Origin of the sequence: Albibacillus kandeliae (assembly GCF_003116585.1) — a bacterium.
Classification (GTDB): Bacteria; Pseudomonadota; Alphaproteobacteria; order Rhodobacterales; family Rhodobacteraceae; genus Albibacillus; species Albibacillus kandeliae.
Genome location: NZ_QEHM01000003.1, coordinates 878,528 through 900,543 on the forward strand (window position 1 = coordinate 878,528; position 22,016 = coordinate 900,543).

Below are 22,016 nucleotides of genomic sequence, written 5' to 3' on the forward strand. Positions count from 1 at the left end.
TCCCTGCAGGTCAGGCGAATGCCTTGTTGGCCTCGTTCAGTTCCTGCACGACAGCGGCATATTCGGGCTTGGCGTGGATCTCGCCAATCTTCTTGGTGAAGTCCTGGATCTGCTTGCGCTTGTCCGCGATCTTCTTATCGATGTCCTCGATCTCCAGTGCCGACTTGGTCTGCCCCAGCTTGGCCTGGGCCGTCGCAATTCGCCGGTTGGCGCCTTCGATCGAGCTTTCGGAGTTGCTGATGCTGCGTTCGATCGCCTCCCGGGGCTTCTTCTCCCATTCCAGCGCAAGCTCGCGCGTCAGCCGCCGGATACGGGCCTCCTGCTCGGCGATGAACCGTTGCGCCAGTTCGATCTGATCGCGGGCCAGAGCGTCGGTCTTTCCCATCTCCAGCTGCTGGATCTCGCCCTCGAGATAGGTGATCTCCCGGTTGAGGTCGGCGGTCTCCCGGCCGATGCTCTTGGCGTACTCGGCGGATGCCTTCTTCAGCCTGTCGACATCCTCGGGCGTGTGGCTCGCGTCGAGCTCGGAAAAGTAGCTGCTCAGCAGGACCGAGTCGATCGTGGGTCGTTTGTCGGGGTCGGGGTCCTTGAGGCTGTTGATGACACGGTCGAGCGCGGAGGCGGTGCCGACCTTGCCATCCTGGTCTCGCCTGCGGTCCGAAGTGGGGTTCTGGGAGCTGAAAGATTCCTTGAACTTGCCGCGCTGCCGTTTGGGATCGGTGATGCGTTCGAGGATCTCGCCCAGCGTGAAGTTGTCGGACTTCTGCGACAGGCTGCCTTCGCCGTTCTGCTCCGGAGATTCGTAGCCCGGCGTATACTCATCAATCCGCTTGGCCTTGCCGTCATGCCCATCGACATGTTGCGCCAGCCCGAAGTCGGCAACCTTGAAGGTGCCGTCCGAGGTCAGGAAGATATTCAGTTCCTTCAGGTCGAAATGGGTCATGCCCTGCGCCTGCATCGCCTTCATGCCCTTCATGATGTCGCGCATCTGCGCTGCCATCATTGCCTGCCGCGCCGGTTCCGAGATCATGCCCGAATGCTCGCACGCTCCCATCGCCTCGGTGTAGTCGTTGGCATCCCCCGCGTCGGCCAGATCCATGGCGATCAGCGGATCGCCGTTGGGTGCGAGGACGATCCCTTTCATGTCGAGGATGTTCTGGTGGCAGGGATCGGATTCACCTCCGCTCACGGCGCGGTGGTTTGCAGCCTCGGACCGCATCGTTTCGATGGTGTCCTCCGATGACGGCTCGCCGGCATGGTAGCCCTTGGGGGTCTTCAGGACGATCTGGTGCCCGGTCACTGGGTCAGTCGCCTTGTAGACCACGCCGCCGCCGCCGCTCCCGAGCATCTTGATCTCGGAATAGGTCACGCCGCCGACAGTCGCCTCGGTCAGCTTGCCCTTGTCGTCGCACTTGGCCTTGTCCGGATACTTGTCGATGGCCGTGTTGCGCATCGCGTCGCCTGCGGCCTTGATCTTGGCCCAGACCGTCGGGTCGATGGTTTCCGGATGGGCCGGATCGAACACGATGCCCGCGGCCTTCGCAGCCTCGCGGTACCAGTCGTGGGGGCTGCGAGTCGTGAGGTCAAAGACTTCGTCGGGCACGAAGCCGCCCGCCTGCGCCATCAGCCTGTCGATCGCCTGGTCGAGCGCCTGGGCCGCCGAGGCAGCAATCTCGTCGGGTCGCTTGCGGGTATCGGTAACGTCGATCTCCGCTTCCTCGAACATCTCGTCGGTATAGAAGGGCCTCTGCTGCCGCGATGTGACCGGAGAGGTGTCTTCGGTCTGCCGAAGAAACGCCGAGTCGGTGATCATGGCCTCCTGCATCGCCCGCTTGGCGGCCTCCAGCCGCTCTTTCTCGCGCTTCTCGATGTGACGGAAGCGTTCTTCCATCTCCTTCGACATCTTCTCGGCATCCTGACCCGTCAGCGCCTTGCCGTCGTTGTCGGTGAAGGCGGCAGGGGACAGTGTGGGCGAGGTGACCTTCGGCTTAAGCGCGTTCAGCAGCGCATCGCGGCGGGTCCGCAGCAACTGATTCACCTCGGTTTCGAGGTCTGCGCCGTTGCCTGTCAGCTTGAAGTTCCGTGCCCGGGCGTCGAGCCCCGTGTAACGCGCGTTGTGCGTGCCGCTCGAGTTCCCGGGGTTCTGCTTGTTGTAGAGACCGATGCTGTGGCTGACCGCAGTCAATTGGGCCAGGATCGTCGGAGTGGTTGTCAGCTGGGTCTTGTAGGTCTGCACCAACTGCCTGAGGTTCGCCTCCATCGCGTCCCAGTCGCTCATGATCTGCTCGCGATCCCGGTAGTTGTCGGCCACGATGCGCATGGTGTCCTCGCGGTCGCGCCCGCTGGCCGGGTCGCCCATGCGGGCAACCGCGTCGAGCACGTCCTGGCTCTGGGTGTCGGCAAGGGCGCTGATGCGGTCGCGGTCGAAAGACATGCGGCGCACATCGTTCTCGAGCGCGTTCAGATCGGCATTCACGGCGCCTAGGTTCACCCCGTCGCGGACCTGCTTGGCGGCGGCGCGGGCATTGTCCTTGGTTGACTTCAGATCCTTGTAGGCGCCTTTCAGGTCGCCGCCTTCCGCCTTGGCGGTCGCGGCATCGATCTCCTGCTGGAGGTTGGCGCGTTGGGGGTGGTCCGGCGGCAGGTCCCTGATCTCTGACTGCGCCTTCTCGCGGCGGCGCCAGAATTCCTCGATCTGCGATTTGATCGCCTTCTTCGCAAAGTAACCCTTGGTGTCGTAGCCAAGGTGCTTCTGCACGAAACGCAACTGTTCCGCTGTCAGATCCGCCATCCCGTCCTCCCTTTCATCCGTGCTTCCATGCCTTGCCCCGCCAGCATCCTGCGCTATAGACAGCAAGCTTGCGGGCTTCTGTCGATAATTTCTTTCCCGGCCATCGAAAAAAACGACTCACCGGTTCCCGATCGCAGCGGACGACGCCTGTCGAGGGCACGCCGAACGCTGACACCGGGATTTGCGGGCATTCAAACCGCGCACGAGGCACCGCATCAATGAACTGGGTCACACAACGCGCGGCATGAAAAAGCCCCGCATCCGGGGATGCGGGGCAGTGTGTTGCCAGGGATGCAACATGAAAGGCGTTACCAGTCGTCGGGGCCCTTGTCGGCAAAGGCGTTGACGAGGAAGTCGATGAAGGCGCGGACCTTGGGCTGGGTAAAGCGGCCCGGGGGATAGACCGCATAGATGCCCTGAGTCTCGACCGGCAGGCTCGGCATGGCGTATTCGACCAGGCCTTTCTCCATCGCGTCCGAGAACAGGAAGGACGGCAGATAGGCGATGCCGAGACCCGAAATCGCGGCGTTCAGCAGCGACTGACCATCGTTCACAGAGAGCCACCCGGCGGTGCGAACCTGACGCTTTTCGCCCGAGGGCGCGGTCAGCTTCCAGACGTTGCCGGAGGACTGGTTGGAATAGTGCAGCAGCTTGTGTTCGTTCAGGTCGTCGATCTTCTGCGGATACCCGTACTTCTCGAAGTAGGACGGCGAAGCGATCATCGCCTTGGTGGTTTCGGTCAGCTTGCGGGCGCGCAGCGTGCTGTCCTCGAGTTCGCCGATCCGCACGGCCATGTCGAAGCCTTCGGAGATCAGTTCGACGTAGCGGTTGTTCAGCACCATGTTCACGGTGATCTCGGGGAATTCCGACAGGAACTCGCTCAGCACCGGCGACAGATGATTGACGCCGAAATCGGTCGCGACCGAGATGCGGAGCAGGCCGGAGGGGGCCGATTGCATCGAGGTCACCAGCGCATCGGCCTCGCCCGCGTCGTTCAGCACGCGACGGGCGCGGTCGTAGTAGGCCAGGCCGATCTCGGTCGGGCTCACGCGGCGCGTGGTACGGTTCAGAAGACGTGCGCCCAGCCGGGCCTCGAGGCTCGAGACGTGCTTGGACACGGCGGACTTGGAAATGCCCATCTTCTTGGCCGCATCGGTAAAGCCGCCCTGATCCACCACGTTGGCAAAGGCTTCCATTTCGGTGAGACGGTCCATCAGCGATCCCTCGGTGGCATTCTATTTATGTTTCAGCCGCCGTTATCTCGCCCAATCTGGGCAAGATCGGGGCAAGCTTGAGATAATATCGGGGTTTTGTCGGGGATCGTTGAAGGCGCGGAAACAGGGCTGGGCAAAGGGTTTCTAGGCGTCCTTCAGAGCAGTTTTCCCCTTATTGGAACGGCTGTCCAGCCCTGATCTTTCCCTCGGTTTCGGCCGCGGCCAAAGCGTCACAACGCCCGCAAGGGGCATAGATTGCGGGACATTACCAGAGGGCACCGTTAATGCTGACCTGCATCATCCGTTATCAAATCGACCCGACCAAGAAGGCGCAGTTCGAGCAATATGCGCGAAACTGGGGTCAGGCGATCCCGCGCTGCGGCGCCGACCTCGTCGGCTATTTTTCGCCGCACGAGGGATCGTCGACGCTGGCCTACGGCATCTACCATGTCGAAAACCTCGCCGCCTACGAGGCCTATCGCGCGCGCCTCACCGCCGATCCGCTGGGGCGCGAAAACTACGAGTTCGCGCAGAAGGAGCGGTTCCTGTTGCGCGAGGACCGGACCTGGCTGAAGCTGGCCTCGGCCCCACATGGGAGCGGAGGAGACCAGCCATGATCGCCATCATCTTCGAAGTTGAACCGGCAGAGGGCCGCAAGGATCAGTACCTCGACATAGCGGCGACTATGCGCCCGCTGGTCGACGAGATCGACGGGTTCATCTCGGTCGAGCGGTTCCAGAGCCTGACCAATCCCGAGAAGCTGCTCTCGCTCTCGTTCTTCCGCGACGAGGAGGCGGTGGAGCAGTGGCGGCAGCTGACACAGCACCGCAGGGCACAGGCCAAGGGGCGCGCCGGCATCTTCAGCGATTACCGGCTGCGGGTGGCCCATGTCCTGCGGGACTATGGCATGACCGAGCGGGCCGAGGCGCCGCGCGACAGCGTTGCCGAGCACGGCGCCTAGGTTTGCCGCCGTCCGGGGACGCTCAGGCGCTGCTCGCCGATCCGCCCCGGACCACCACGATGCCAAAGCACAGGAGCGACAGGACCGTCAGCACCGAGCCCAGCTTGGCCAGCGTTTCGCCCGTCTGGTTCAGCGCCATGACGATCCCCGGCACGATCAGCACCAGCCCGACCACGGCAAGGGCGAAATGGATCTTGGCGATGACCGTATCGGCGGCGGCCGGCACGAGGTGGTAGTAGAAGGCGAAGATCGCGAAGCCGACCCAGCCGATCAGATTCAGGTGGGCATGGGCGGGATGCATGGAGTGATCCATCGTCACGCTCATCTGGATGCCCCAGCCCATACCGATCAGGATCGACACGACTGCAAGCGTCATGAAGTAATAGGGTAATCCCCTCATTTTCCGTATTCCCTGTTTTCGAGATTTATCATTGTCAGGATGCGGGGCCGGTCGCGGACTTTCGGAGAAACAAATGAGGAACCCGGCCGTTGCGCGGCCGTTGTCCGGCTTTCCGAAAGACGTGTTCGCAATCCCTTGTGCAATCGCTCCCCCTGGCTTGGCCGCACCCAAAAATGGCAGCGACCTTGCTGGGTCGAAATGGCATCAGCAGTTTCCGCGAGACTCTGATCTGGCCTCTCACCCTACGTCAAGCATGGCAAAAGACGTCCAAAAAAGAAAGACTTCACGAGCCCGGCCCGCATGATGATGCCCGGGTGTGGCCTGGCCGACCGCGGCAAGCTGCTCCGCTGCGGCAATCCCGCCATGCATTCGCCCGCCCGAGGCCCGTCGAGGTGGCAATCTCGCCCCGGCTGTGACACACCGCAGGCGCAGGCAATTCTTCGACAGGTGGCAATGTGACCTCTCCTCTCTATGCCATGGGCGACATTCACGGCCGGATGGACTTTCTCGAGGCGGCGCTGGAGTGGATCCGGCAGGACGGGGGCGACGACGCGCGCATCGTCTTCCTTGGCGACCTCGAAGATCGCGGGCCGAACTCGAAAGAGGTGATCGAGCTGCTGAGCGCCGGTGTCGCCGCAGGCCGGAACTGGGAAGTGATCAAGGGCAACCACGACCGGATGTTCGAGAGCTTCCTGCGCGACGGCACCCTGACCGACCCGCAGATTCGCTCGGGGATCGGCTGGTTCCATGAGCGCGTCGGCGGGCTGACGACGCTGGAATCCTACGGCATCGAAGAGGCCGGTCGCCGCCCCGGCGCCGAAGTGCTGGCGGAGGCGCTGGAGAAGGTGCCCGAGGCCCACAGCGCCTTTCTGGCCGAACGCCCGCTGATGCTGGAGGTCGGGGACCTGCTCTTCGTGCACGCAGGGATCCGGCCGGGCGTGGCGATCGCGGATCAGGTGGAAGACGACCTGCTGTGGATCCGCGACGAGTTCCTGACCGACCGGCGGCAACACCCGAGGCTGGTGGTGCACGGGCATACGCCGGTCGACATGCCGTTCCATTTCGGCAACCACGTCAACCTCGACGGCGGCGCGGGCTATGGTCGTCCGATCTACCCGGCCGTCTTCGAAGGCACCGACGCCTGGCTGCTCGACGGCAAGGGTCGGATGCCGCTGGTGCCGTAAGGGGGCCAGCCCCCTCTTGGCCCTGCGGGCCAATTCACCCCCGGGATACTTGCGAACCCAAAGAAGGGCTCAGCTCCAGAGATCGGTCGACAGGTACTTGAGGCCGCTGTCGCAGATGATCACCGCGACGGTCCCGCCCCTTTCGGGACCGGCGAGCAGGTCGAGCGCCGCGGCTACGTTGGCGCCGGCCGAGAAGCCCGCGAAGATGCCTTCGACGCGGGCGAGGTCGCGCGCTGTTTCCTTCGCCTGCGCGCCCGTCACCGTCAGGTGGCCGTCCACCGGGGCGCCTTGCAGCAGGGCGAGGTCGGGCATTGCGTAGCCGCCGCCCTGAATGGGGTGGCCGGGATCGGTGACGGTCTGGCCCGAGATCGCGGCGGCCCCCGCGGGTTCGAGCAGGTAACCGCGCAGCGACGGGTTCAACGCCTTCAGTGCGCGGATCGTCCCCGCGTAGGTGCCGCCGGAGCCGGCGAAGTCGACGAAGGCGGTCAGGCACCGGCCCGAATCCTCCCAGAGTTCCGGCCCGGTGGTGGCGGCATGGGCCGCCGCATTGCCGGGGTGGTTGAACTGGTCGGCCCGGAAGGCGCCGCGCTCGGCCGTGATCCGCTGCGCCTCGGCATCGACCAGCGCGAGATCGGTCCCCGAGACCTCGCCCACCGCGCTGCCGGGGGCCTGGTCGACCAGCACGACCTCCGCCCCGAGAGCGCGCATCATCGCGGCGCGTTCGGGCGAGTTGCCCCGGCTCATCACCGCAATGAAGGGGTGGCCAAGCTGGGTGCAGACGATGGCGAGGCCGGTGCCCATGTTGCCGGAGGTGAGTTCCACCACCGGTTGCCCCGGCTGCAGCGTGCCGTCGGCCCGCGCCGCCCGGATGATGCCGAGCGCGGCGCGGTCTTTCTTGGAGAAGCCGGGGTTCAGGTAGTCGAGCTTGGCGAGGATGCGCCCGTCGAGCCCATGCGCCGCGACGAGCCGGTCGAGCCAGACGGAAGGTGTCTTGCCGATGATATCGAGGATCGAAGCTGCGGTCATGTCCAGTCCAGTACCACCTTGCCGCTCAGACCCGACTTCATCGCGGCGAACCCCTGTTCGAACTCCGCCGCGGCGAAACGATGGGTGATGACGCCCGAGACATCCAGCCCGTTCTGCAACATGGCGATCATCTTGTACCATGTCTCGAAGATCTCGCGCCCGTAGACGCCCTTGATGGTGATCGCCTTGAACACGATACGCGACCAGTCCACCGGCGATTTGCCCGGCGGAATGCCAAGGAGGGCAATGCGGCCGCCCATCACCAGCGCCTCGACCATTTGGTCGAGCGCATGCTGGCTGCCGGACATTTCGAGACCCACGTCGAAGCCTTCCTTCATCTTCAGACCAGACTCTATTTCGGCCAGATCCTGCTTTGCCACGTTCACCGGGATCACGTCGGCGACACGCGCGGCGAGATCGAGGCGCGCCTGGTTCACGTCGGTGATCACAACATGGCGGGCGCCGACGTGACGGGCGACGGCGGCGGCCATTATGCCGATGGGCCCGGCACCGGTGATCAGCACATCCTCCCCGATCAGGTCAAAGGAGAGCGCGGTATGAACGGCGTTGCCGAGCGGGTCGAGGATCGCGCCGATCTCGTCCGGGATATCGTCGGGCAGGGGGACCACATTGAAGGCGGGCAGGCGCAGGTACTGGGCAAAGGCGCCCTGTTCGTTCACCCCGATGCCGCGCGTCGCCGGGTCGAGGTGGAACTTGCCCGCGCGGCTCTGACGCGAGGTCTTGCCGATCAGGTGTCCCTCGCCGGAACAGCGTTGGCCAAGCTCGAGTCCCTCGACATTGCGCCCCAACTCGACGATCTCGCCCGCGAATTCGTGGCCGGTGATCAGGGGGACCGGCACGGTTTTCTGCGCCCAGTCGTCCCAGTTCCAGATGTGGATGTCGGTGCCGCAGATGCCGGTCTTGTTCACCTTGATCAGCACGTCATCGGGCCCGATCTCCGGCACCGGGGCGTCGATCATCCAGAGCCCGGGTTCGGGTTTTGCCTTGCACAGAGCCTGCATTTGGTTGGTCATGGTCTCTCTCCGACACGCCCTGGGTTTGGTCCGGGGCCATTTGGGTCTGGGTCGTGTAGGCCCCGGATCAGGTCCGGGGCGGATCTCAGGCGATGACGCCGGTGGCCTTGCCTGCGGTCTCGAAGGCGTCAAGCGCCCGGTCGAGTTCGTCGCGGGTCAGCGCGGCATTCATCTGGGTGCGGATGCGGGCCTGTCCGCGCGGCACCACGGGAAAGAAGAAGCCGGAGACGTAGACGCCTTCCTCGAACAGCCGCGCCGCCATCTCCTGCGCGAGTTTCGCCTCGCCCAGCATCACGGGGATGATCGGATGTTCGCCGGGGAGCAGGTCGAAGCCGAGCCGCGCGAGGCCCGCGCGCCAGTAGGCGGCGTTCGCGAACAGTTGCGTCCGCAGCGCATCGCCTTCTTCCACCAGCCGGATCGCTTCAATCCCGGCGGCGACGATGGCGGGCGGCAGCGAGTTGGAAAAGAGGTAGGGACGTGCGCGCTGGCGCAGCAGGTCGATCACCGGCTGCGGCCCGGCGATATAGCCGCCGATCGCGCCGCCGAGTGCCTTGCCCAGCGTACCGGTCAGCACGTCCACCTTGACGCCCGCGTGCGCCGGGGTGCCCCGGCCCTGCGGCCCCATGAATCCGGTGGCGTGGCAATCGTCGACCATGACGATGGCCTCGTACTTGTCGGCCAGCGCCCGGATCTCGCCAAGCTTGGCGAGGTAGCCGTCCATCGAGAAGACCCCGTCGGTCGCCACCATGATGTGCCGCGCACCATCGGCCCGTGCGGCCTTCAGCTGCGCCTCGAGGTCGGCCATGTCGGAGTTGGCATAGCGGTAGCGTTTGGCTTTGCAGAGCCTGATACCGTCGATGATCGAGGCATGGTTCAGCGCGTCCGAGATCACCGCGTCCTCGGGGCCCAGAAGCGGCTCGAACACGGCGCCGTTGGCGTCGAAACAGGCGGCGAAGAGGATCGAGTCCTCCATGCCGAGGAACTGCGCCAGACGTGTCTCCAGCTCGCGGTGCAGATCCTGCGTGCCACAGATGAACCGGACCGAGGCCATCCCGAACCCGTGGTCATCCATCGCTCCCTTGGCCGCCGCGATCAGCGCGGGGTGATCGGCCAGCCCGAGGTAGTTGTTGGCGCAGAGGTTGATCACCCTGCGGTCGCCCACGGTGATCTGGCCGCCCTGGGGCGAGGTGATCAGCCGCTCGCGCTTGGTCAGCCCTTCGGCGTCGATCTCGGCCAGCGTGTCAGAGATGTGGGACAGGAATGCAGTGGACATGGGCGCGTCTCCTTTGCTCTCATGTCTAGCATAGCGGATGCGAATCCGAAATAGGGGATTTCCTGTTTAGCGGAAAAATTCCGTTAACATGGAATTCTCATGCATCCTTGACGATAAGAAAGGCCCTGGCCGCCCCGCCGGAGGCGACGATGGCATGCGGCACATCGGCGGCGTATCGGGCGGTATCGCCCAGGTTCAGAGGCTTTTCCGCCATGCCGGAGGTGACAGTCACGCTGCCCTCGATGATGGTTAGCTGCTCGGTCGCGCCCCGGGTGTGCGGCTTGCTGCGCAGGGCCCCGCCGGGGGCAAAGATCAGCTCGTAGACCTCGTGGTGGCCTGCTTCCTCGGGCGGCGAGAGAATGCGAATCCGGCAGCCTTCGCCCATGTTGTCGATGGTCGGCGCCTCGGCGGCGCGGATCACGTCGATTCTGTCGTTGGCGGGCGCGGCGTCCAGCAGGCCCGCGAAATCGACCTGCAGGGCGCGGGTCAGGTTCCACAGGGTCGATATGGTCGGGCTGCTCTCGCCCCGCTCGATCTGGCTTACCATCGAGCGCGAGACGCCCGAGAGGTTCGCGACCGCCTCGAGCGACAGGCCCTGCGCGCGGCGGGCTTCTTTCAACCGGGCGGGCAGGCGGTTCAGGATATCGTCGGTTTCGTCCGTCATGGCGGATTCATCCGCCGCCCCGGGGAGGTTGTCAATCGCGCTTGCAACGCGACGTCCCGGGCGTTTCGGCTGGCGCCGCACCGCGGCGAGGGCCATAGTCTGCGCCGACTCATTGATACGAGGAGGAGTTCATCATGACGGATATCGTGATCCTCGATGGCGCACGCACGGCCATCGGCACCTTTGGAGGCGCCCTGGCCAGCACCGCGCCGATCGATCTCGCCACAGTGGCGGCAGAGGCGGCGCTGGAACGTTCGGGCGTCGAGGGCAAGCAGATCGGGCACGTCGTGTTCGGGCACGTCATCAACACCGAACCGCGCGACATGTACCTGAGCCGCGTCGCCGCGATGCAGGCTGGCATCCCCGAGAGCACCCCGGCCATGAACGTGAACCGTCTCTGCGGCTCCGGCGCACAGGCCATCGTTTCGGCAGTTCAGAGCCTGATGCTGGGCGATGCCGAGTTCGCGCTGGCGGGCGGTGCCGAGAGCATGTCGCGCAGCCCCTACATCGTGCCTTCGACCCGCTGGGGGCAGAAGATGGGGGACATCACGTCGCTCGACATGATGCTCGGGGCGCTGAACTGCCCCTTTGGCACCGGCCACATGGGCGTCACCGCAGAGAACGTGGCGGCCGAGCACCAGATCACCCGCGAAGATCAGGATGCCTTTGCCATGCTGTCGCAGGACCGCGCGGCGGCAGCCATCGAGGCCGGTTACTTCGACAGCCAGATCGTTCCGGTCGAGGTGATGGTCAAGCGCGAGAAGGTGCCCTTCAAGGTCGACGAGCACCCCAAGCAGACCAGCCTCGAGGCGCTGGCCGGGCTGCGTCCGGTGTTCAAGAAGGACGGATCGGTCACCGCGGGCAATGCGTCTGGCATCAATGACGGCGCGGCGGCCATCGTGCTCGCCACCGCCGATGCGGCCGAAAAGGCCGGCCTGAAGCCCCGGGCCCGCATCCTCGGCTATGCCCACGCAGGCGTACGCCCCGAGGTGATGGGCATCGGTCCGATCCCGGCCGTGCAGAAGCTGATGGAAAAGACCGGCCTGTCGATCAGCGACTTCGACGTGATCGAATCGAACGAGGCCTTCGCCTCGCAGGCACTGGCGGTCAGCAGGGAGTTGGGTATGGACCCGGCCCGGGTCAATCCGAACGGCGGCGCCATCGCTCTCGGTCACCCGGTGGGTGCGACCGGCGCGATCATCACTGTCAAGACGCTCTACGAACTGGAGCGCACGGGCGGCACCAAGGGCCTTATCACCATGTGCATCGGCGGCGGTCAGGGCATCGCCATCGCCATCGAGCGGCTCTGAGGCACACCCAGCCGACGGAACCGAAAACGCGCCCTCCGGGGCGCGTTTTGCGTCAGAAGATGTGGTCGAGCGCCGCGACCACGACGGCACCAAAGGCCCCGCCGATCAGGGCGGCCAGCACGACGTAGCGCCGCCAGTGCTTCTTCTCCACCGGTTTCGGGTCCGCCTGCGCCACCAGCGCCGCCTCGACCATGCCGGGCAGGCGGGGGCCGAAACGGGCCATGACCAGCGCGGTCCGGGTCAGATCCGACAGCAGGGCGCGGGGGCCGATGGATTTCTTGATGTAATCCTCGACCACGGGCCGTGCGACTTCCCAGATGTTGATATGCGGGTTCAGCGACCGCGCCACGCCCTCGACCACCACCATCGTGCGCTGCAGCAGGATCAGCTCGGTCCTCGTCTCCATGCCAAACCGCTCGGTTACCTCGAAGAGATAGGCCAGCAGCCGCCCCATCGAGATATGGCTGGCGTCCATGCCGAAGATCGGCTCCCCCACCGCGCGCAGTGCCCGGGCGAATTCGTCCACATCCTGATCGGCAGGCACGTAGCCCGCCTCGAAATGTACCTCGGCCACACGCTTGTAGTCGCGACGGATGAAGCCGAAGAGAATCTCGGCATAGACCCGGCGGGTATACTCGTCGATGTGCCCCATGATCCCGAAGTCATAGCAGACGATATCGCCGTTCGGGGCGACCTTCAGGTTGCCCTGATGCATGTCGGCGTGGAAGAAACCGTCGCGCAAGGCGTGCATCAAGAACAGACGCAGCACCCGCTCGCCCAGCAGGGCGCGGTCGTGTCCGGCGGCGTCGATGGCGTCATTGTCGCCCAGCGGCGCGCCGTCTGCCCAGCCGAGCGTCATCACCCGGCGCCCCGAGAGGCCCCACTTGATCGAGGGAACGCGGAAACCTTCATCGCCCTTGGTGTTGTCGGCGAACTCCGAGGCGGCAGAGCTCTCCAGTCGAAGGTCCAGTTCGCCCCGCACCACGCCGTCGAAATGCTCGATCACGTCCATCGGACGCAGCCGACGCGCGCCGGGAGCGAACAGCTCGACCATCCGCGCCGCGAAGTAGAAGGCGTCCACGTCCTTGCGGAAGGCCCGCTCGATCCCGGGCCGCAGAACCTTGACCGCAACCTCTTCGCCGGTGTCGGCCAGCCGCGCCTTGTGGACCTGCGCGATGGAAGCGGCGGCAATCGGTTCGCTGAACTCCGAAAAGGCGTCATCCACCGTGACACCAAGCTCCTTCGCCACTTCTGCCTTGGACAGCGCAGTCGCAAAGGGCGGCAGCTTGTCCTGAAGAACGCGCAGCTGAACGGCGAGGTCGTCGCCGACGAGGTCGGGACGCGTCGAGAGGATCTGGCCGAACTTGATGTAGGCCGGGCCGAGCGCGGTCAGCGCGCGGGTCGCGGGCGGCATCGCCGGATCCCCCTTGTACCCGAGCCACATGAAGGGTTTGCCCATCAGACGTGCCACCAGCCGCAGCAGCGGCGGCGCGTCGTAGGCGTCGAGGATCACCTGCATGGCGCCGGTGCGTTCCAGCGTGGCGCCGGTCCGGACCAGCCGGATGATGTTGTGCGGTCCGCGCATGCGTCAGATTTTCCAGCCCGAATGCAGGGCGGCGATGCCCATGCTCAGGTTGCGGTACTTGGCATTGCCGAAACCGGCGGAGCGCACCATGCCCAGAAAGGTCTCCTGGTCAGGGAAGTTACGGATTGACTCGACCAGGTACTGGTAGCTGTCGCGGTCGTTTGCGATCAGCTGGCCCATGCGCGGAATCACGTTGAAGCTGTAGAGGTCATAGAGCTTCTGCAGCCCGTCGTTCGGCAGCTGCGAGAACTCCAGCACCATCAGGCGCCCGCCAGGCTTCAAGACGCGGTAGGCTTCGTTCAGCGCCTCCTGCGGACGGGTCACGTTCCGGATGCCGAAGCTGATGGTATAGACGTCGAAGGTATTCGCCTCGAAGGGCAGGTTCATCGCATCGCCCGTCACCCAGTCGAGGCTCTCGGCCATCTGCGCCGCCTCGGCCCGCTTGCGGCCCTCCACCAGCATCGGGGTGGTCAGATCCAGCACGGTCGCGTGGCCATGGCCCGCGCGCTTGAGGAAGCGGAACGAGATGTCACCGGTGCCCCCGGCCACGTCCAGCAGTTTCTGCCCCGGACGCGGCGCCAGCCAGTCCATCATCGCGTCCTTCCAGACCCGGTGGATGCCGACACTCATCACGTCGTTCATGATGTCGTACTTGCTGGCCACGGAGTTGAAAACGCCCTGCACCCGCCCGGCCTTCTCGCCCTCGGGAATGGTCTCGCGTCCGAAATGGGTTGTCTTGGAGGTGTCGTCGGTCATGGGCCCTTGCCGCCGCTGAATTTTGCCCCTTGTTATAGGGCGTTTCCGGGCGGCACAATGCGCGCCCCCGTAGTAAGAAAGTGCATAATGCCAGAATTACCAGAGGTGGAGACGGTTCGCACCGGATTGGCCCCCGTGATGGAGGGGCAGGTGATCGCCCGTGCCGAGGTCAACCGGCCCGATCTGCGCTGGCCTTTCCCCGAGCGCATGGCCGAGCGGCTGACCGGGCAAAGGGTCGAGCGGCTGCGGCGGCGTTCCAAGTACATCCTTGCCGACCTGTCGTCGGGTGAGACTTTGCTGGTCCACCTCGGGATGACCGGGCGCATGGTGGTCTCGGGCGATCCGCTGGGGCGGTTCGTGCACGAGCATCCGCTGCCCGAGAAGCATGACCACGTCGTCTTCCACATGGAGAACGGCAGCCGCATCACCTTCAACGATGCCCGCCGCTTCGGCGCGATGGACCTGATGCAGACCGCCACCGCCGAGCAGCACAAGCTGCTCTCGGTCCTCGGGCCCGAGCCGCTCGGCAACGACTTTCACGAAGACCACCTGATCGCCGCGTTCCGGGGCAAGAACACGCCCGTGAAGGCCGCGCTGCTGGATCAGGGGATCGTCGCAGGGCTTGGCAATATCTACGTCTGCGAGGCGCTGTACCGCGCGCGCATCTCGCCGCGGCGCAAGGCGGGAAAAATCGCCGCAGCCCGGGTTGCCGCGCTGGTCCCGATCATCCGCCAGGTGTTGACCGAGGCCATCGCGGCGGGCGGCTCGTCGTTGCGCGACTACCGGCGCGCGGATGGGGAACTGGGCTATTTCCAGCACTCTTTCGATGTTTACGGGCGCGAAGGCGCCCCCTGCAAAACCCCGGATTGCATCGAGACCATCGCACGACTGGTGCAGTCGGGACGGTCCTCGTTCTTCTGTCCGAAATGCCAAAGATAACTTGCAGTGAGGACCTCTCGTGTTAAGGCTCGACTCCGAAGAGAACAACGAAAGCTCGATTCATGGCCTTTGAGACGATCAACGTCGAAACTGAAGACCACATCTGCCTCATCAAACTGAACCGTCCTGACGCCCTCAACGCCCTGAACACCGAGCTTCTGGGCGAACTCTGCGATGCACTTGAAGAAGCCGACGCCAACGACAAGGTGCGCTGCATCGTCATCACCGGGTCGGAAAAGGCCTTTGCCGCAGGTGCCGACATCAAGGAGATGTCGGAGAAGTCCTTTGTCGACGTGTTCAGCGAGAACCTCTTTGCCGATGCCAGCGACCGTATCCTTGCGATCCGCAAGCCGATCATCGCGGCCGTGTCCGGCTATGCGCTGGGCGGCGGCTGCGAGCTGGCGATGGCCTGCGATTTCATCATCGCTGCCGACACTGCCAAGTTCGGCCAGCCCGAGATCAACCTCGGTGTCATTGCCGGGATGGGCGGCACTCAGCGTCTGACCCGTTTCGTCGGCAAGTCCAAGTCGATGGACATGAACCTCACCGGCCGCTTCATGCCCGCCGAGGAGGCTGAGCGCGCAGGACTGGTAAGCCGCGTTGTGCCCGCCAAGAAGCTGATGGAAGAAGCGATGGCCGCTGCGGCCAAGATCGCCGAGAAGTCTCTGCCGACCGTCATCGCCGCCAAAGAGTCGGTGAACCGGTCCTACGAGATGATGCTGCGCGAAGGTATCCTGTTCGAACGTCGCCTGTTCCATTCGATGTTCGCGACCGAGGACCAGAAGGAAGGCATGGCCGCCTTCCTCGAAAAGCGCCAGCCTCAGTTCCGCGACAAGTGAGTCCTGCGCCCGGCGGTACCGCCGGGCCCGCCCCTTCGCCTGCTGCGCGATAGGGGCTTTCCTTTTCCGGCGTTGTCGCCTATACGCCGCCGATACATGCGCGTGATGCCCGCTCTGGCAGGATTCGACCGGTTACTGAACCCGGTGTTCCCCGAAAGGGATGGGTCTCGTTGCGCTCTCGATTTCAACCGACCCGAAACAGGGGAACCGACACATGGCAAATACGCCGCAATCCAAGAAACGCGCTCGTCAGAACGAGACTCGATTCGCAATCAACAAAGCGCGCCGTTCGCGCATTCGCACCTTCCTGCGCAAAGTCGAGGAAGCAATCGCTTCCGGTGACAAAGAAGTGGCAATTGCCGCTCTGCGCGCTGCTCAGCCCGAACTGATGCGCGGCGTGACCAAAGGTGTGTTGCACAAAAACACCGCCTCGCGGAAGCTGTCCCGTCTGTCCTCGCGGGTTAAGGCCCTGGGCTAAGTCCCCTGCGAAATGTGACGAATATTTAACGGCTCAAAGGCGTTGCACTTCGCAGCGCCTTTTTTTCTGAAATCGGTCCCCTGCACCATTCTGCGGCCGCGAGAGATTCTTTCCGCGAAAGTGAGAGTCAACATCATAGTTTCGTTGCCGCTCTCCACCCGGAATTGGTACCACTGATCTTGCGATTCACTCGCTTGGGGGGACAGGCAGTCTTCGGAAAAACAACCTGAATGCCATCAGGGAAATCCGGAGGCGATGTCGGCAGTTGAGGCTCAAATCCTCGTCTGTTCGGTCTGCTATGTACGTTGGTTGCTCGCCGTCGCATGGCCCTGTCATATAAAAGTGTGCGCGAAGTCTTGCGCTGATCGATCCGTCTGCTGCGGGCGGGTGTCGGTTTGCGTTTGGGGTTTCGATGTTGAAGTGTCTGGGTCTTCACGTTGCCGGTCTCCGGCAGCGCATGCCTCCTATTGCTGTGAATCCAGCCGGTTTCTGCGCCGGTCAACGATAGCAAGGGCGAAATCGCCTGAATTGGGATGCATGAGGCACTGGATGACACAAGAGAAATGGGGACAACTCAGACAGAGGCTGCTGAAGACTGTCGGCCAGAACAATTACACCACGTGGATCGAGCCGCTTGAATTCTCGAAACTGCAAGATGGGGTTGCAGTGTTCCACGTGCCGACGAATTTCATGGGGAATTACGTCGGGCAGAACTTTTCGGATCTGATTCTTTACGAACTGAATTCCGCGGGCGAATCCGTCCAGCGCGTGCTGTTCCAGGTTCCGGCCAATGCGCCGAGCCGGCCCAATCCCGCGTCGGCCCGTCCGGCGGCCAAGGCCGAGTCCGCTTCGGCGGCCGTTCAGGCGCGCCCCGTGGCCGCCGAGGAAACGGTCTCTGACCTGCCGGCCGCGCCGCTGGATCCCCGCTTTACCTTCGACAGCTTCGTCGTCGGCAAGCCGAACGAACTGGCCCATGCCGCAGCGCGTCGCGTCAGCGAGGGCGGTCCGGTGACCTTCAATCCGCTGGTGCTCTACGGCGGCGTCGGCCTCGGTAAGACTCACCTGATGCATGCGATCGCATGGGAACTACGTGCCCGTCAGCCCGAGCTGAACGTGCTCTACCTCTCGGCCGAGCAGTTCATGTACCGCTTCATCCAGGCGCTGCGCGAACGCAAGATGATGGACTTCAAGCTGATGTTCCGCTCGGTCGACGTGCTGATGGTCGATGATGTGCAGTTCATCGCCGGCAAGGACTCCACCCAGGAAGAGTTCTTTCACACCTTCAACGCGCTGGTGGACCAGAACAAGCAGATCATCATCTCGGCCGACCGTGCCCCGGGCGAGATCAAGGACCTCGAAGAGCGCGTGCAGTCGCGCCTGCAATGCGGTCTCGTTGTCGACCTGCATCCGACCGACTACGAACTGCGCCTCGGCATCCTGCAGTCCAAGGTCCAGACCTATCGCAAGACCTACCCGGGTCTCACCATCGCCGACGGCGTGCTGGAATTCCTTGCGCACCGCATCTCGACCAACGTCCGCGTTCTCGAGGGCGCTCTGACCCGTCTCTTCGCCTTCGCCTCGCTGGTCGGGCGCGAGATCGACATGGAGCTGACGCAGGACTGCCTCGCCGACGTGCTGCGCGCTTCCGAGCGCAAGATCACCGTCGAGGAGATCCAGCGGAAGGTGGCGGAGTACTACAACATCCGCCTCAGCGACATCATCGGACCCAAGCGCCTGCGGGCCTATGCCCGTCCGCGCCAGGTCGCGATGTACCTGTGCAAGCATCACACCAGCCGTTCGCTGCCCGAGATCGGGCGCCGGTTCGGCGGGCGCGATCACACCACCATCATGCACGGCGTGAAACGGATCGAGGAGCTCAAGGCCTCGGACGGGCAGATCGCCGAAGACGTGGAAATGCTGCGCCGTCAGCTGGAAGCCTGAGCGCTTCAGCAGGACGGCAACGCCGTGCCCCGGACCTGTTCCGGGGCCGCGTCCAGCCGGTTGGGAGCAACTGCGGTGCCGATGCGCCATAGCTTTGCTTCGCTGGCGGGCGTTCCTCTTGACGCATCTCCCTTTCCGGCCGAGAAACGCAGGAAAACACCTTGTGCTGCGGGAACAAACGGGTAACTTGCCCTTCCCGGCCCTTGCGAAGGATCGAAGACTATGAAGATCAGCATCGAACGCGGCGCCCTGCTCAAGGCGGTCGCACAGGCTCAATCGGTCGTGGAGCGCCGCAATACGATCCCGATCCTGGCCAACGTGCTGATCGAGGCCGAGGGCAACACCGTCCAGTTCCGCGCCACCGACCTCGATATCGAGGTCGTGGACAAGGCACCGGCCCAGGTTGAACGCGCCGGATCCACCACTGTCGCGGCCACCACGCTGCACGAGATCGTGCGCAAGCTGCCGGATGGCTCGCTCGTTACCCTGACCGCCGACAGCGCCGCCGGACGTCTCTCGGTTGAGGCCGGTCGCTCGAGCTTTTCGCTCGCGACTCTGCCCAAGGAAGATTTCCCGGTCATGGCCTCGTCGGAATACGAGTCGAACTTCTCGGCCAAGGCCAGCGACCTGCGCCGCCTGTTCGACAAGTCGAAGTTCGCCATCTCGACCGAGGAAACCCGCTATTACCTGAACGGCGTCTACATGCACGTGTCCGACAGCGAGGACGGCCGCGTCCTGCGCTGCGTCGCGACCGACGGCCACCGCCTCGCCCGCATCGACGCACCGCTGCCCGAGGGCGCGGAGGCGATGCCGGGCGTGATCGTGCCGCGCAAGACCGTGGGCGAACTGCGCAAGCTGCTGGAAGACGACGACATGGCCATCGCCGTGTCGGTCAGCGAGACCAAGGTGCGCTTTGCCACCCCCGACATCACGCTGACCTCCAAGGTCATCGACGGAACCTTCCCCGACTACACCCGGGTGATTCCGCAGGGCAACACCCGCCGCCTCGAGGTGGATGCCAGCGAATTCGCGCAGGCCGTGGACCGGGTCGCCACCGTGTCGTCCGAGCGCTCGCGCGCGGTCAAGCTGCAGCTCGACGAGGACCGTCTCGTTCTTTCGGTCAATGCGCCGGACAGCGGTGCCGCCGAAGAGGAACTCGCCGTGGCCTATGGCGACGAGCGGCTCGAGATCGGCTTCAACGCCAAGTACCTGCTGGAGATCGCCAGCCAGGTGGATCGCGAGAACGCGGTTTTCATGTTCAACTCGGCAGGTGACCCGACGCTGATGCGCGAGGGCAACGACCAGACCGCGGTCTATGTCGTCATGCCGATGCGCGTGTAAATCGACTGCGTCGATGCCTTCGGCGAGAGTATTTTCGAAGAAAAGAAGACAGGGGCCGGTTTGCTTGCACTGACGCAGCTGACCCTGTCGCATTTCCGCAGTCACAAGGTGGCGCGGATCGAAACCGACGCCCGGCCCGTGGCGATCTGGGGGCCGAACGGCGCGGGCAAGACCAACATCCTCGAAGCGGTTTCGCTGTTTTCGCCAGGGCGCGGATTGCGCCGGTCGAGCGCGGAAGAGATGGCGCGGCGGCCGGAATCGGTGGGATGGAAGCTTGCCGCCGTGATCGCCTCGCTGGGGCGGATGCACGAAGTCGAGACCTGGTCGGATGGCGGCGCGGCGCGGCAGGTGAAGATCGACGGAAAACCCGCAGGTCAGGTGGCGCTCGGGCGGATCGCGCGGGTGCTGTGGCTGATCCCGGCGATGGACCGGCTGTGGATCGAGGGCGCGGACGGGCGGCGTCGGTTCCTCGACCGCATGGTGATGAGCTTTGAACCGGCCCATGCCGATGCAACGCTGGCTTACGAGAAGGCGATGCGCGAGCGCAACCGGCTGCTGAAGGACCAGGTGCGCGATGCGCACTGGTACGCCGCGCTGGAGCGGCAGATGGCGGAATCGGGTCATATGATCGACCGCGCCCGGCGCGAGGCGCTTGAGGAACTGGCGGGCGCGCAGGAGGGGGCGGAGACGGCCTTTCCCGCCGCCACGCTGGAACTGGTACAGAGCGAGGGCGAGATGCCCGACACCGAGACGGACCTGCGCGAAGCGCTGGCCGAAAGCCGCTTTCGCGACATGGCGGCCGGACGGTCGCTGGTGGGGCCGCATCGTACCGACCTCTACGGGGTCTACGCGGCCAAGGGCGTGCCCGCCAAGGACTGTTCCACTGGCGAGCAGAAGGCGTTGCTGGTCTCGCTGATCCTGGCCAACGCACGGGCGCTGGCCGCGCGCATAGGGGCGCCGCCGCTGCTGCTGCTGGATGAGGTCTCGGCTCATCTGGACGCCGGGCGCCGCGCTGCGCTCTATGACGAGATCTGTGCGCTTGGCGCGCAGGCCTGGATGACGGGGACCGGGCCGGAGCTTTTCGGGGAACTGGGCGCGCGGGCGCAATACCTCGAGGTGACCGAGACCGGCGGCGAGAGCCGCGTCGAACGAAAGGATGCCGCATGACACCGCAACGGGTTACCCTGATCACGCTTGGCGTCGCGAACCTGGATCGTGCCAAGGATTTCTACGGCGCTCTCGGCTGGTCTCCGGCGCAGGAGCAGGAGGGTGTCGCCTTCTACCAGATGAATGGCCTTGCGCTCGGCCTGTTCGGGCGGGCGGCGCTCGCCGAGGACCAGGGGCGGGCCGGGGCGGAGCTCGGAACAGGGGCCATCACGCTGGCGCAGAACTTTGCCACCATCGAAGAGGTCGACGCGGCCTTCGCGGCGGCGCTGGCGGCCGGGGCCACGGTACTGAAGCGCCCCGAAAAGGTGTTCTGGGGCGGGTACTCCGGCTACTACGCCGACCCCGACGGCCATGTCTGGGAACTGGCGATGAACCCCTTCTGGCCTCTTGCCGAGGACGGCTCGCTGACGCTGCCCGACGCTTCATGACCATCACCGCCGGCGACTTGCTCCTCTATGCCGGGGCGCTGCTGATCCTGTTCCTCACCCCGGGGCCGGTCTGGCTCGCCATCATGGCGCGGTCGATCAGCGGCGGGTTCCAGGCCGCATGGCCGCTGGCCTTTGGCGTCGCGGTCGGCGACATCGTCTGGCCCTTCATCGCCGTGATCGGCGTCTCGTGGCTGGTGCAGGAGGTCTCGGGCTTCATGACCATCATGCGCTGGGTGGCGAGCCTGATCTTTCTCTGGATGGGCTGGACGCTGGTGCGCAGTTCCGGCCAGATCGCCGCCAACAGCCGGCTGACGCGCCCCGGCAAGGCCGCCGGTTTCGCCGCCGGGGTGGCCGCGATCCTCGCCAACCCCAAGGCGATCCTCTTCTACATGGGCGTCCTGCCGGGCTTCTTCGATCTGCAGTCGGTCGGGGCGCCCGACATCGTCGCCATCTGCACGTTGTCCTTCGCGATCCCGCTGGTCGGCAACCTCGGTTTCGCGGCCTTCATCGGCCGTGTCAGGAGTTTCGTCAGCTCTCCGGCGGCGATCCGCAGGCTCAATCGCGGGGCCGGGGCGCTGCTGATGCTGGTCGGTCTGGTGATCCCCTTCACCTGACACAAAATCTGGGGGATTCGCGTGACATTCCCCCCTACGGCCAGTATAAAATCACAAAAAGATAAAAGGAT

At 64.7% G+C, this 22,016-nt stretch carries 21 protein-coding genes; 12 read left to right on the top strand and 9 right to left on the bottom strand.

Translation table 11 applies throughout. The features are described 5' to 3' along the window. Positions 1-10 precede the first annotated feature (10 nt). The gene (locus tag DDT93_RS10080) at positions 11-2,791 is read right to left on the bottom strand and encodes a protein kinase family protein (RefSeq protein WP_109465657.1); all 2,781 of its coding nucleotides are present in this window, start codon (positions 2,789-2,791) and stop codon (positions 11-13) included. A gap of 308 nt (positions 2,792-3,099) precedes the next feature. Continuing rightward, on the bottom strand, positions 3,100-4,005 hold the full coding sequence (locus tag DDT93_RS10085) for a LysR family transcriptional regulator (protein WP_109465658.1): 906 nt from the start codon (positions 4,003-4,005) through the stop codon (positions 3,100-3,102). A gap of 284 nt (positions 4,006-4,289) precedes the next feature. On the opposite strand from DDT93_RS10085, the gene DDT93_RS10090 reads away from it, so the two are divergent. Together DDT93_RS10090 and DDT93_RS10095 are read left to right on the top strand one after the other, a co-directional pair. After that, on the top strand, positions 4,290-4,622 hold the full coding sequence (locus tag DDT93_RS10090; RefSeq protein ID WP_109465659.1) for an NIPSNAP family protein: 333 nt from the start codon (positions 4,290-4,292) through the stop codon (positions 4,620-4,622). Further along, on the top strand, positions 4,619-4,966 hold the full coding sequence (locus DDT93_RS10095; protein WP_109465660.1) for an antibiotic biosynthesis monooxygenase family protein: 348 nt from the start codon (positions 4,619-4,621) through the stop codon (positions 4,964-4,966). The genes DDT93_RS10090 and DDT93_RS10095 overlap by 4 nt, the downstream gene beginning before the upstream one ends. Positions 4,967-4,988: 22 nt before the next feature. Here the strand turns inward: DDT93_RS10095 and DDT93_RS10100 are convergent, their stop codons facing one another. Next, positions 4,989-5,366: a hypothetical protein gene (locus tag DDT93_RS10100; RefSeq protein ID WP_109465661.1), complete on the bottom strand. Its 378-nt coding sequence runs from the start codon at positions 5,364-5,366 to the stop codon at positions 4,989-4,991. Between the two features lie 455 nt (positions 5,367-5,821). Here DDT93_RS10100 and DDT93_RS10105 point away from each other — a divergent pair, with 455 nt between their 5' ends. Continuing rightward, positions 5,822-6,550, top strand: coding sequence for a metallophosphoesterase family protein (locus DDT93_RS10105; protein WP_232825413.1), 729 nt, complete (start codon positions 5,822-5,824; stop codon positions 6,548-6,550). Between the two features lie 69 nt (positions 6,551-6,619). Here the strand turns inward: DDT93_RS10105 and DDT93_RS10110 are convergent, their stop codons facing one another. The 4 genes from DDT93_RS10110 to DDT93_RS10125 form a co-directional block, all read right to left on the bottom strand. Further along, complete coding sequence (locus tag DDT93_RS10110; protein ID WP_109465663.1) at positions 6,620-7,576, bottom strand: PLP-dependent cysteine synthase family protein; 957 nt, start codon at positions 7,574-7,576, stop codon at positions 6,620-6,622. Then, positions 7,573-8,610, bottom strand: a complete 1,038-nt coding sequence (gene tdh / locus DDT93_RS10115) for an L-threonine 3-dehydrogenase (protein WP_109465664.1) — start codon at positions 8,608-8,610, stop codon at positions 7,573-7,575. Before tdh ends, DDT93_RS10110 begins: the two co-directional genes overlap by 4 nt. Positions 8,611-8,695: 85 nt before the next feature. After that, positions 8,696-9,883 carry a glycine C-acetyltransferase gene (locus DDT93_RS10120; RefSeq protein WP_109465665.1) on the bottom strand — a complete coding sequence of 396 codons (1,188 nt, stop codon included), beginning with the start codon at positions 9,881-9,883 and terminating at the stop codon, positions 8,696-8,698. Between the two features lie 97 nt (positions 9,884-9,980). Further along, positions 9,981-10,547, bottom strand: coding sequence for a helix-turn-helix domain-containing protein (locus DDT93_RS10125; protein ID WP_109465817.1), 567 nt, complete (start codon positions 10,545-10,547; stop codon positions 9,981-9,983). 134 nt (positions 10,548-10,681) lie between these two features. Between DDT93_RS10125 and DDT93_RS10130 the strand changes: the two genes are divergently transcribed. Beyond that, positions 10,682-11,857, top strand: a complete 1,176-nt coding sequence (locus tag DDT93_RS10130) for an acetyl-CoA C-acyltransferase family protein (protein ID WP_109465666.1) — start codon at positions 10,682-10,684, stop codon at positions 11,855-11,857. 52 nt (positions 11,858-11,909) lie between these two features. Here the strand turns inward: DDT93_RS10130 and ubiB are convergent, their stop codons facing one another. Next, positions 11,910-13,442 (bottom strand): 2-polyprenylphenol 6-hydroxylase, encoded by a 1,533-nt coding sequence (gene ubiB, locus DDT93_RS10135; protein ID WP_109465667.1) that lies wholly within the window; start codon positions 13,440-13,442, stop codon positions 11,910-11,912. Positions 13,443-13,445: 3 nt separating this feature from the next. After that, positions 13,446-14,198 carry a bifunctional demethylmenaquinone methyltransferase/2-methoxy-6-polyprenyl-1,4-benzoquinol methylase UbiE gene (gene ubiE / locus DDT93_RS10140; protein WP_109465668.1) on the bottom strand — a complete coding sequence of 251 codons (753 nt, stop codon included), beginning with the start codon at positions 14,196-14,198 and terminating at the stop codon, positions 13,446-13,448. 87 nt (positions 14,199-14,285) lie between these two features. On the opposite strand from ubiE, the gene mutM reads away from it, so the two are divergent. The 8 genes from mutM (at position 14,286) to DDT93_RS10180 (ending at position 21,945) form a co-directional block, all read left to right on the top strand. After that, a complete protein-coding gene (gene mutM, locus DDT93_RS10145; protein ID WP_109465669.1) occupies positions 14,286-15,137 on the top strand; it encodes a bifunctional DNA-formamidopyrimidine glycosylase/DNA-(apurinic or apyrimidinic site) lyase in 852 nt (283 codons plus the stop codon). Positions 15,138-15,199: 62 nt separating this feature from the next. After that, positions 15,200-15,976 carry an enoyl-CoA hydratase gene (locus tag DDT93_RS10150; RefSeq protein ID WP_109465670.1) on the top strand — a complete coding sequence of 259 codons (777 nt, stop codon included), beginning with the start codon at positions 15,200-15,202 and terminating at the stop codon, positions 15,974-15,976. Between the two features lie 214 nt (positions 15,977-16,190). Beyond that, positions 16,191-16,454, top strand: a complete 264-nt coding sequence (gene rpsT / locus DDT93_RS10155; RefSeq protein WP_109465671.1) for a 30S ribosomal protein S20 — start codon at positions 16,191-16,193, stop codon at positions 16,452-16,454. Between the two features lie 549 nt (positions 16,455-17,003). Beyond that, on the top strand, positions 17,004-18,395 hold the full coding sequence (gene dnaA / locus DDT93_RS10160) for a chromosomal replication initiator protein DnaA (protein WP_109465672.1): 1,392 nt from the start codon (positions 17,004-17,006) through the stop codon (positions 18,393-18,395). Between the two features lie 222 nt (positions 18,396-18,617). Continuing rightward, positions 18,618-19,736: a DNA polymerase III subunit beta gene (dnaN, locus tag DDT93_RS10165; protein WP_109465673.1), complete on the top strand. Its 1,119-nt coding sequence runs from the start codon at positions 18,618-18,620 to the stop codon at positions 19,734-19,736. A gap of 60 nt (positions 19,737-19,796) precedes the next feature. After that, complete coding sequence (recF, locus tag DDT93_RS10170; protein WP_109465674.1) at positions 19,797-20,903, top strand: DNA replication/repair protein RecF; 1,107 nt, start codon at positions 19,797-19,799, stop codon at positions 20,901-20,903. Further along, positions 20,900-21,331 (top strand): VOC family protein, encoded by a 432-nt coding sequence (locus tag DDT93_RS10175; RefSeq protein ID WP_109465675.1) that lies wholly within the window; start codon positions 20,900-20,902, stop codon positions 21,329-21,331. The genes recF and DDT93_RS10175 overlap by 4 nt, the downstream gene beginning before the upstream one ends. Further along, a complete protein-coding gene (locus tag DDT93_RS10180) occupies positions 21,328-21,945 on the top strand; it encodes a LysE family translocator (RefSeq protein WP_109465676.1) in 618 nt (205 codons plus the stop codon). Before DDT93_RS10175 ends, DDT93_RS10180 begins: the two co-directional genes overlap by 4 nt. The last annotated feature ends 71 nt before the right edge of the window (positions 21,946-22,016 follow it).

Bases quoted from the DNA above. Each gene is read 5' to 3' on its own strand.
- DDT93_RS10080 (WP_109465657.1), bottom strand. From the start codon at position 2,791: ATGGCGGATCTGACAGCGGAACAGTTGCGTTTCGTGCAGAAGCACCTT.
- DDT93_RS10085 (WP_109465658.1), bottom strand. From the start codon at position 4,005: ATGGACCGTCTCACCGAAATGGAAGCCTTTGCCAACGTGGTGGATCAG.
- DDT93_RS10090 (WP_109465659.1), top strand. From the start codon at position 4,290: ATGCTGACCTGCATCATCCGTTATCAAATCGACCCGACCAAGAAGGCG.
- DDT93_RS10095 (WP_109465660.1), top strand. From the start codon at position 4,619: ATGATCGCCATCATCTTCGAAGTTGAACCGGCAGAGGGCCGCAAGGAT.
- DDT93_RS10100 (WP_109465661.1), bottom strand. From the start codon at position 5,366: ATGAGGGGATTACCCTATTACTTCATGACGCTTGCAGTCGTGTCGATC.
- DDT93_RS10110 (WP_109465663.1), bottom strand. From the start codon at position 7,576: ATGACCGCAGCTTCGATCCTCGATATCATCGGCAAGACACCTTCCGTC.
- tdh (WP_109465664.1), bottom strand. From the start codon at position 8,610: ATGACCAACCAAATGCAGGCTCTGTGCAAGGCAAAACCCGAACCCGGG.
- DDT93_RS10120 (WP_109465665.1), bottom strand. From the start codon at position 9,883: ATGTCCACTGCATTCCTGTCCCACATCTCTGACACGCTGGCCGAGATC.
- DDT93_RS10125 (WP_109465817.1), bottom strand. From the start codon at position 10,547: ATGACGGACGAAACCGACGATATCCTGAACCGCCTGCCCGCCCGGTTG.
- DDT93_RS10130 (WP_109465666.1), top strand. From the start codon at position 10,682: ATGACGGATATCGTGATCCTCGATGGCGCACGCACGGCCATCGGCACC.
- ubiB (WP_109465667.1), bottom strand. From the start codon at position 13,442: ATGCGCGGACCGCACAACATCATCCGGCTGGTCCGGACCGGCGCCACG.
- ubiE (WP_109465668.1), bottom strand. From the start codon at position 14,198: ATGACCGACGACACCTCCAAGACAACCCATTTCGGACGCGAGACCATT.
- mutM (WP_109465669.1), top strand. From the start codon at position 14,286: ATGCCAGAATTACCAGAGGTGGAGACGGTTCGCACCGGATTGGCCCCC.
- DDT93_RS10150 (WP_109465670.1), top strand. From the start codon at position 15,200: ATGGCCTTTGAGACGATCAACGTCGAAACTGAAGACCACATCTGCCTC.
- rpsT (WP_109465671.1), top strand. From the start codon at position 16,191: ATGGCAAATACGCCGCAATCCAAGAAACGCGCTCGTCAGAACGAGACT.
- dnaA (WP_109465672.1), top strand. From the start codon at position 17,004: ATGACACAAGAGAAATGGGGACAACTCAGACAGAGGCTGCTGAAGACT.
- dnaN (WP_109465673.1), top strand. From the start codon at position 18,618: ATGAAGATCAGCATCGAACGCGGCGCCCTGCTCAAGGCGGTCGCACAG.
- DDT93_RS10175 (WP_109465675.1), top strand. From the start codon at position 20,900: ATGACACCGCAACGGGTTACCCTGATCACGCTTGGCGTCGCGAACCTG.
- DDT93_RS10180 (WP_109465676.1), top strand. From the start codon at position 21,328: ATGACCATCACCGCCGGCGACTTGCTCCTCTATGCCGGGGCGCTGCTG.